9 protein-coding genes, 1 other RNA gene and 1 other annotated feature are annotated in these 8,698 nt (G+C 34.1%); of the genes, 9 read left to right on the top strand and 1 reads right to left on the bottom strand.

The annotated features are described in order from the left end of the window. Nucleotides 1-305 precede the first annotated feature (305 nt). The 5 genes from EAI80_RS10555 (at nt 306) to EAI80_RS10535 (ending at nt 5,675) form a co-directional block, all read left to right on the top strand. Nucleotides 306-770, top strand: a complete 465-nt coding sequence (locus tag EAI80_RS10555; protein ID WP_129981984.1) for a hypothetical protein — start codon at nt 306-308, stop codon at nt 768-770. Between the two features lies 1 nt (nt 771). Further along, nucleotides 772-1,092, top strand: coding sequence for a hypothetical protein (locus tag EAI80_RS10550; protein WP_022424170.1), 321 nt, complete (start codon nt 772-774; stop codon nt 1,090-1,092). Nucleotides 1,093-1,214: 122 nt separating this feature from the next. After that, nucleotides 1,215-1,418: a binding site (T-box leader), on the top strand. Between the two features lie 33 nt (nt 1,419-1,451). Further along, nucleotides 1,452-2,486, top strand: a complete 1,035-nt coding sequence (gene pheS, locus EAI80_RS10545) for a phenylalanine--tRNA ligase subunit alpha (RefSeq protein WP_040389820.1) — start codon at nt 1,452-1,454, stop codon at nt 2,484-2,486. Nucleotides 2,487-2,489: 3 nt separating this feature from the next. Next, nucleotides 2,490-4,877, top strand: a complete 2,388-nt coding sequence (pheT, locus tag EAI80_RS10540) for a phenylalanine--tRNA ligase subunit beta (RefSeq protein WP_129981983.1) — start codon at nt 2,490-2,492, stop codon at nt 4,875-4,877. A 30-nt stretch (nt 4,878-4,907) separates the two neighbouring features. Further along, the gene (locus EAI80_RS10535) at nt 4,908-5,675 is read left to right on the top strand and encodes a Cof-type HAD-IIB family hydrolase (RefSeq protein WP_129981982.1); all 768 of its coding nucleotides are present in this window, start codon (nt 4,908-4,910) and stop codon (nt 5,673-5,675) included. Here the strand turns inward: EAI80_RS10535 and EAI80_RS10530 are convergent. Beyond that, the gene (locus tag EAI80_RS10530; protein WP_129981981.1) at nt 5,638-6,780 is read right to left on the bottom strand and encodes a nucleotidyltransferase; all 1,143 of its coding nucleotides are present in this window, start codon (nt 6,778-6,780) and stop codon (nt 5,638-5,640) included. The two genes, EAI80_RS10535 and EAI80_RS10530, sit on opposite strands and share 38 nt — an antisense overlap. A gap of 83 nt (nt 6,781-6,863) precedes the next feature. Here EAI80_RS10530 and EAI80_RS10525 point away from each other — a divergent pair, with 83 nt between their 5' ends. From EAI80_RS10525 to rnpB, 4 genes are all read left to right on the top strand, one after another. After that, nucleotides 6,864-7,118, top strand: coding sequence for a hypothetical protein (locus EAI80_RS10525; protein ID WP_006505469.1), 255 nt, complete (start codon nt 6,864-6,866; stop codon nt 7,116-7,118). Between the two features lie 28 nt (nt 7,119-7,146). Then, entirely contained in the window at nt 7,147-7,869 is a 723-nt protein-coding gene (locus EAI80_RS10520) for a DUF554 domain-containing protein (protein WP_238634573.1), read from the top strand. Nucleotides 7,870-7,928: 59 nt separating this feature from the next. Continuing rightward, complete coding sequence (locus tag EAI80_RS10515) at nt 7,929-8,267, top strand: DivIVA domain-containing protein (RefSeq protein WP_129981980.1); 339 nt, start codon at nt 7,929-7,931, stop codon at nt 8,265-8,267. Between the two features lie 7 nt (nt 8,268-8,274). Beyond that, nucleotides 8,275-8,587, top strand: an RNA gene (gene rnpB / locus EAI80_RS10510) — RNase P RNA component class B. The last annotated feature ends 111 nt before the right edge of the window (nt 8,588-8,698 follow it).

The following is an 8,698-nucleotide window of genomic DNA, read 5'->3' as shown; positions in this document are numbered from 1 at the left end:
CCCTTGATGATAAAACTTAATAGAAATATTATGAAAGTTGATTTATGTCTTGACAACGGTCATTTCATAACAGTAATTATATACCTGAAGGAGAAAATTCAACTATTGAAAGTGTAAAAGTAAATTCAACTGTAAGAGTAAAATCAACTGGAAAGAAGTGAAAGACTAAACGCAACTTTGCCCCGCCTAAAGTGGAATTTAACTTTTCGCTTTAGGGGATTTTGAAATCAATAGTTTTTAATTGAAAATTAATGTATATGATGATATGATGGTCAAAATGTTGAAACAAAAGAAAGGAAAATTTTATGAAGAATATAAAAAATATGATTGTTGTAGGTGGTTTGTGTTTATCGATTGCTTGCAGCGCTGTTTTTACATTGTCTCCAATGACAGTATATGCTATAAATACAATAGAATATGAAACTGAATATATGGAACCGATAGAAGAAAGTGATTATCTTGTAAATCAAAATTCACGTAATATTTTTACAAAAATTGCAAAAAAAGCAGTAAAAAAAGCTATAAATAATAAGGCAAGATTAGTTAATTTTGCTGAAAAGGTGGCTGGTAAAACTGTAGCAAAAAATGTAAATAAATTTTTTACACCTATAACAAGAGCATTAAAACCGTTATTAAAATGGTCGGAAATACCAGGACAAGCTGTTTACGATGCTATTTTTACAGCAATTATTAATGCAGGTGGTAGTAGGTCTGTTGCGGCTAATGTGGCAAATGCTGTTAGAGAAGTATTAGAATGGACATTATTTTAATATGAGAGAAGACGATTATAAATTATCAATGGAAAAATTATATCAACAAAATAAATTGTTGATTTCGGCTTTATATGAAATATATGGAGAAGAAATTCAGTCAACAAGTTTATTTTGTTTAGAACATGATATTTCTTTTCTGACAAGGAACAAAATTATGATGGTTTTAAATAAGTATTCAATGCAGCATACAATGTCTGAATATTTATTTTGGAAAGAAAAGATATATTCAGAAGTAAAAGATTTTCCAAATTTGGATAATTGTGAATTTAAAAAAATGCTTTTGTTGTTTTGGAAAGATTATGTAATTACAGATGAATAACTATTAGAGATGCATATAAAATGCAAAAGAAGGACGGATTGTTCGATAGATTAGATTTCAGAGGATTGTTCGATAGATTAGATTTCGTCTTGTCTTTTTCCGAATAATTAGGTATAATACATGAGAACACGAAGAAAAGGACTAGTATGTAATATACTTATATTGAGAGAGGAAGAGGCTGGTGGAAATCTTCTTATAAGATATTATTGAATTCACCTTGGAGTGCGGCTAATCCCCGCCGTAACACTGACGTTATAAGTGATAAAGTGCATATAGTGTATACTATATGAATTTAGGATGGTACCGCGATTTAAGTCGTTCCTATTGGAACGGCTTTTTATTTTTTAAGGAGGAAAGTTATGGATGAATTATTAAAAATCCAGGAAGAAGCACTTGCTAAAATTTCTGCATGTGCTGATGCGAAAGAATTAAATGACTTACGTGTATTCTATCTTGGTAAAAAAGGACCTATTCAGGCTGCTATGAAATCAATGAAGACTATGGCTCCTGAAGAAAGAAAAACATTTGGACAGGTTTCAAATAAGACTAAACAGGAAATTGGACAGGCTATTGAAGAAAAGAAAGCTTATTTAGAAGAAAAAGCTTTAAATGAACGTTTACTTGCAGAAGATATTGATATCTCTTTACCAGGTAATCGCTTACCAGTAGGATCTGTACATCCTTTAACACGTGTTAAGGAAGACTTAGAAGAATTATTCCTAGGTATGGGATATAAGGTAGCTGAAGGACCTGAAGTAGAATCAGATCATTTCAACTTCGAATTAATGAACTTACCTAAAGGACACCCTGCAAGAGATATGCAGGATACATTCTATATTGATGAAAATACATTAATGAGAACACATACTTCTCCTGTACAGGCACATGTTATGTTAGAAGCAAAGGGTAAAGGTCCTATCAAGGTTATCTGCCCTGGTAAGACATACCGTCGTGACGATGATGATGCCACTCATTCACATCAGTTTATGCAGTGTGAAGGACTTGTCATCGATAAGAATATCACTATGGGTGATTTAAAGGGTACATTAGATGTTTTCGCTAAGAAGATGTTTGGTGAAAAGCGTGAAATTCGTTTAAGACCTTCTTATTTCCCATTCACAGAACCAAGTGTAGAAGTAGATATCTCTTGTGCCAACTGTGGTGGTAAGGGCTGTGCTATGTGTAAAGGTACTGGATGGATTGAAGTATTAGGTGCTGGTATGGTCAACCCTCATGTATTAGAAATGTGTGGATTTGATCCTAAGGAATACCAGGGATTTGCATTTGGTATCGGACTAGAAAGAGTTGCTATGTTGAAATATGATATTGATAATATTCGTGATTTCTACAATAACGACTTAAGATTCTTAGAACAGTTCGAAAGAAAGGAGTAGTATATGTTAGCTAGTTTACATTTATTAAATAAATATGTGAAAGTAGATGATCAAGATCCTGCAGAACTTGCAGAAAAGATCACTCGTATTGGATTAGAAGTAGAAGGACAGGGACCTCTTGCGAAAGGGACTAAGCTTGTTGTTGGTTATGTAAAGGAATGTATTGAACATCCTAATTCTGATCATCTTCATATCTGTCAGGTAGAAACTGCCCCTGGTGAAGTAAGACAGATTGTCTGTGGTGCACCTAATGTGGCTGCTGGTGAAAAGGTTATTGTTGCATTACCAGGATGTGAACTTGAAGGTGGTAAGATTTCTTCAGGTGCTATCAGAGGCGAAAAGTCTGATGGTATGATCTGTTCTATTGCTGAACTAGGATTAGATAACCGTTTATTAAAAGAAGAAGATAAAGCTGGTATTCATGTATTACCAGAAGATGCACCAGTAGGTACAGAAGCACTCACTTATCTTGGTTTAGATGATTATATTCTTGATATTGGTTTGACACCAAATAGAGCTGATTGTATGGCTATGCAGTCTCTAGCTTATGAAGCAGCTGCTGTATTAGGTAGAAAGGTTACTTTACCAGAAATCAAGAAATATCCTGAAGAAAAGAGTGAAATTGAAGTTCATGTAGAAACTCCTTTATGCTCATTCTTTGGTGCTAAATTAGTGAAGGGTGTAAAAACTAAAGAATCACCAAAATGGATGCAAAATGCACTTCTTGCATCAGGTATCAAGCCTATTAATAACATTGTAGATATTTCAAACTTTGTCATGGTTGAAACAGGTCAGCCTATTCATATGTATGACTATGATAAGCTTGCAAAGAAGGCTTTCGTCATCAAGACTGGATTCAATCAGAAGGCTGTTCTTCTTGATGAAAATGAATATGATATCTTACCTGAAGATGTTATTGTATCAACTGATGATGGCATTGGCTGTGTTGCTGGTGTTATGGGTGGTAATGACACTAAGATTGATGAGAATACTAAAAATATCGTTATTGAAGCAGCTACTTTTGATGGTGCTGCATTAAGAAATACAGCAAGACGTATGAACTTATTAACAGATGCATCACAGCATTATATCAAGGGTGCTATTGATACAATGAGTTCATTAAAGGTATTAGATCGCTGCACTGATTTATTAGTACAGTATGCGGATGCTGAAACTATTTATGAAACAGTACATACACCTCTTGATGAAACAAGAAAAACTGTTACTATCGAATTATCAAGAGTCAATGGCTTACTTGGTACTTCATTAACTGTTAAAGAAGTATCTGATATCTTCGATAGCTTATGCTTTGAATATACATTAGAAAATGAATTATTTACTGTAACTGTTCCTACATATCGTAATGATATTACTATGGATGCAGATTTAGTGGAAGAAGTCGCACGTATCTATGGATATGATAATCTTCCAACTACTTTACCTGTCATGAATATGACAGATGGTGTCTTAACACCAAAACAGTCTAAAGAACAGTTAATTAGACATACACTTGTAGACCTTGGTTTACATGAAACATTAACTTATACATTAACAAGCGAAGCAACTGTCAATGAATTCAACTTATTCCATTCTTTAGACAATACAGTTAAGTTAATGAGTCCTTTAGGTGAAGAAAGAAGTGCTGCAAGAAAATCACTTATTGGTTCTCTTTTACAGACAATTCATTACAATAATGCACATTCAAATAAGGATGTTAACATCTTTGAAATTGCGAATACATATTCTGACAAGGAAGTATCTAACTTAGCAATTGCAGTAAGCGGGGACTATGTCAATGTACCTTGGATGGGCAAGAAGGAAGTTGTTGATTTCTATCTTGTGAAAGGCTTTGTAGAAACATTATTCAAGAAGTTATGTATTGAAGAATCACGTTATACTTTTGAAAAGGCAGAAGCAGACAATAAGGACTTCCACCCAGGTAGAAGTGGTTATATCAAGATGGGTAAGGAAATTGTAGGTGTTATCGGACAGGTACATCCTGCAAAGGCAAAGGCTTATGAAGTCAACGATACATATGTGGCAGAATTGAATTTAACAGCTATTCTTGCATTACGTACTCGTGCCTTAAAATTCAAAGCTATTCCTCTATATCCTGCAGTATCTCGTGATATCGCTTTAGTTGTTGATTCAAAAGTACCTGCATCAGATGTTGTTAAGACAATCAAACGTGCAAGCAAACAGCTTGTAAAGAGTGCAGAAGTATTCGATGTTTATGAAGGTGAACATATGGAAGAAGGTAAGAAGTCATTGGCTATCTCACTATTATTCCAGGATCCATCTCGTACATTAGATGATGCAACAATCAACTCAGCTATGGAAAAAATTCTTGAAGCCTGCAAGAAGGACCATAATGCCGTGTTAAGAGGTTAAGATCAGTGCTTACACTGATCTTTTTTTCTTATGAAACTAATCTTTTCAGATTTGGATGGAACACTTCTTCATAGTGATAATACACTTTCTCATACGACATTACAGGCTATAAAGAAGGTGTATGCACATGATGATTTGTTTATTCCTATTTCTTCAAGACTTCCTGAAAGTATTCGCTTATTTGTCCCTTATAAAGCACCTCTAGTAGCCCATAATGGAGCAATGATTATTTTGAAGGATAAAATCATCTCTTATACAATACCAACGGATGTTGTCTATGATATATGTTCTTATTGCGATGATTTAGATTGGAACATTTATGATGGAGATAACTGGTATTCTACAAATCAATATTTTAAAGATCATGCAATAGAAGAGTCTTATATTGGTAAGGTATCAACTAAGATAGGGCTAGAAGACATTAAAAAAATACAGACCATTCATAAAATAGTCTGTATTGGATCTATTGATCATGTCACTTCTTATTTAAAAGAAACATATCCTTCTTTATATATAACACGTAGTGCTTCCTATTATCTAGAAATCACACATAAAGAAGCCACTAAAGCCAATGCGATTCAAGCAGTAGCCAATCATTATCAAACTCCATTAGAGAATACTATCGCTTTTGGAGATTATTATAATGATGAAGATATGCTAGAAATGGCAGGGGTAAGTTATGTCGTAGACAATGCCCCTGATGACTTAAAAGAAAAAGCAGATCATGTTACTTTGAGTAATAATGATGATGGTGTGGCCTTTATTTTAAATCAACTTTACGATAAGGAATCGCTTTAATGGTTTCTTTAAAGAAACCAGGATCTACTAAATCAAGAAGCTGAGCCCCTCTTTTTTCGATGTCTAAAGCAGGATGCTTATGCTTTGTGATGTTAGTGATGATCTTATATTCAGTATTCTTTTTAGCTGTTTTAATATAACGCTGTCCTTTAGTAGATAAGCCTAGGATATGAATATAATCAATGTCCATGGCTTTTTTCATTTCTTCTTTTGTGTTATGAAGAAGAATATGAATAAGCATTCTTTGTATTCTGCTTCTTGTATAACGTTTACTTGTTAAAGCATTGATGAGTTCCTCTAAATTGCAGGTTTCTTGATTCACTTTATACAAGCGGTCATCCAAACCTTCTTCAATCATATGAAGCCCTTCAAGAGGAGTAAAGGTAATTAAATACTTTAAATAGGGATAGAACTCTTCTAACGTAAAGAAATGAGAATCTTTATAAGTTTCATATCCAGGTAATTGATGGGCTACATCAATTCCATGCTTCAACGCAATACGTAAAGAAGTTGCGCTTGAAATTTGTTCAATATCTTTTGCGTGATAATCATTAGTACGCTTAATACAATGCATAGAAATAGGATAATGATGATGAACCACCTCTTTGACATAACTTAATCCTAATAAGTCATTAGGTGTTCTCACTTCCTTATTTAAAATAAACTGTAAAGCTTGATTACAAGCATCAGGATAACGTAATCCATCCTTCATACCTTCTTTAACTTTCATATTGTAAGTATCAGGGTCTTGCTCAATACCTTCAGCTATTTCTATGAATGTCTCTATATTGCCATCCTCACTGCCAAATACAAGATCAGTCACGCCCATTTCATGAAGTAATGTTACGGCACCTTTCGCAAAATAATCTGCACTCTGACAGGCATAAACAAGAGGAAGTTCTATAACGATATCTATGCCTTCTTCTATTGCGATTGCGGCTCTTTTTTGATAGCTGATCATTGCCGGTTCCCCTCTTTGTACAAAAGAAGAACTCATAACGCATATCGTTAAATCAGGCTTAATTCGTTTTTTAGCTTCTTGAAGATGTAAGCGATGTCCTAGATGATAGGGGTTATATTCTGTAATAATGCCAAGAATTTTCATGGAATCACCTCAAAAAGTATTTTATCATAATGGACTGATAATACAAATAATGATATACTTTTTGTATTAGGAGGATTATTAATATGGCTTTAGAATTTAGATATGATACACAGTTATTAATTGATGGTCATGACTTAGATGAAGATGAAATCAATGATTACATCACTGAACATTTTAAAGGAGACTGCCTTCTTGCAGTAGGTGATGAAGACTTAATTAAAATTCATTTCCATACAAATGAACCATGGCAGTTATTAGAATATTGTTCTACTTTGGGTGAAATCTATGACATTGTAGTAGAAGATATGGATCGTCAATCTAGAGGTCTTAAAGGATAACTTTCATCTTCGATGAAAGTTTTTGTCTATGATGTTGGGATTAGGTACATTCATTAATTGCAGTGCTATTATTATAGCCGGTATTGCAGGGATGGTTTTTGGAAATCATCTTAAAGAATCAATGCAGAATACATTGATGAAAGCAGATGGAGTCGCTGTTATTTTCATAGGTATTGCTGGGGGATTAAGTAAGATGCTGGTGATTAAGAGCGGATCTATTGAAACAACAGGAACAATGATGATGATTATTTCATTGTCATTTGGTGCTGTAATAGGAGAATTGTTAGATTTAGATGGTAAGATGACGCATTTTGGTGAATGGCTGAAGATAAAAACAGGTAATGCAAAGAATCATAATTTTGTAGATGGTTTTGTGACAGCTTCATTAACAGTCTGTATTGGCGCTATGGCTGTTGTTGGCGCTATTGAAGATGGGGTTCATGGAAATCATTCTATTCTTTTCGCAAAAGCAATACTTGATTTTGTGATTATTCTTGTGATGAGTGCTACCTTTGGTAAGGGATGCTTATTTGCTTTTGTACCTGTTGGATTATTTCAGGGAACAATCACTCTTTTATCAAGAATGATTAGTCCTTTTATTACTGCATCAGCTATGAGTGCTCTCTCATATATAGGTTCAATACTGATATTTTGTGTCGGTGTTAATCTGGTATTTGATACAAAAATTCGTGTTGCTAACCTTTTATCAGCTTTAATTGTTGCATGTATATGCACTGTTTTCGCATTGTAAGAAACTTTTACTTGCATTTCTTTTTGTTTTTTGTAGAATATTTATGAGGAGTGACGGCGATGGAAAACAAGATTCGATTAAGTCCTAAAAGAATTCTTAATAAAGAATTTTCTATTGAGACAAAAGGCTATAGTGCAAATGAAGTAGATAGTTATCTTGATATTGTGAAAGAAGATTATCTGAATTTTCAATCTATGTTGAATGAATCTTATGATGAAATTGAAAGTCTTCAAAAAGAGAATGCAGCTTTGAGAAGAAAACTCAATGAATTATTAAGAGAAAGACAGGATCAAAGAGATAGTGCACACGTCATGGAAGAGAGCTTGAATAACAATGTCGATGTCCTCAGACGTATTTCTCAATTAGAAAGAGAAGTCTATCATAAAAATAAAGATTAATATAGTCTGCGAGAACTGATCGCTGGAAACAGAGGAAAGTCCGTGCTGCCACTATCTGAGATGATAGTAGTGATCGTGCTGAGGCCAATAACCTCAGGCAGAAATGACAACGGTGAACGCCTAAGTCGTAAGATATGGAACTAGCCATAAAGTGCCACAGAAACGAATACTGTTAGAAATGACAGAGTGAAAAGGGGTAAACTTCGCGAGGCAGAAACCCAAATTTTGGTAGGGGAGTCTAGCAAAAGGAATTGAACGGATGCTAGGTAGAGAAATCTAAGATAAATGATGAGTTGAAAAACAGAACACGGCTTATAAGAGCAGACTCATAGATGGTTTCCATTGGGAACCGTCTTTTGGTAATTTAAAATAACTAGGGGTTTCCTAAATTTTAATTATTACGCAGTAAGGGGTGAATCTCACCCCTTATT

Origin of the sequence: Catenibacterium sp. co_0103 (genome assembly GCF_004168205.1) — a bacterium.
Lineage (GTDB): Bacteria > Bacillota_I > Bacilli_A > Erysipelotrichales > Coprobacillaceae > Catenibacterium > Catenibacterium mitsuoka_A.
This window is presented reverse-complemented; position numbering and strand designations above follow the sequence as displayed.

What these genes read in the sequence shown, in the direction of transcription:
- EAI80_RS10555 (WP_129981984.1), top strand. Translation starts at nt 306, where the DNA reads ATGAAGAATATAAAAAATATGATTGTTGTAGGTGGTTTGTGTTTATCG.
- EAI80_RS10550 (WP_022424170.1), top strand. Translation starts at nt 772, where the DNA reads ATGAGAGAAGACGATTATAAATTATCAATGGAAAAATTATATCAACAA.
- pheS (WP_040389820.1), top strand. Translation starts at nt 1,452, where the DNA reads ATGGATGAATTATTAAAAATCCAGGAAGAAGCACTTGCTAAAATTTCT.
- pheT (WP_129981983.1), top strand. Translation starts at nt 2,490, where the DNA reads ATGTTAGCTAGTTTACATTTATTAAATAAATATGTGAAAGTAGATGAT.
- EAI80_RS10535 (WP_129981982.1), top strand. Translation starts at nt 4,908, where the DNA reads ATGAAACTAATCTTTTCAGATTTGGATGGAACACTTCTTCATAGTGAT.
- EAI80_RS10530 (WP_129981981.1), bottom strand. Translation starts at nt 6,780, where the DNA reads ATGAAAATTCTTGGCATTATTACAGAATATAACCCCTATCATCTAGGA.
- EAI80_RS10525 (WP_006505469.1), top strand. Translation starts at nt 6,864, where the DNA reads ATGGCTTTAGAATTTAGATATGATACACAGTTATTAATTGATGGTCAT.
- EAI80_RS10520 (WP_238634573.1), top strand. Translation starts at nt 7,147, where the DNA reads ATGATGTTGGGATTAGGTACATTCATTAATTGCAGTGCTATTATTATA.
- EAI80_RS10515 (WP_129981980.1), top strand. Translation starts at nt 7,929, where the DNA reads ATGGAAAACAAGATTCGATTAAGTCCTAAAAGAATTCTTAATAAAGAA.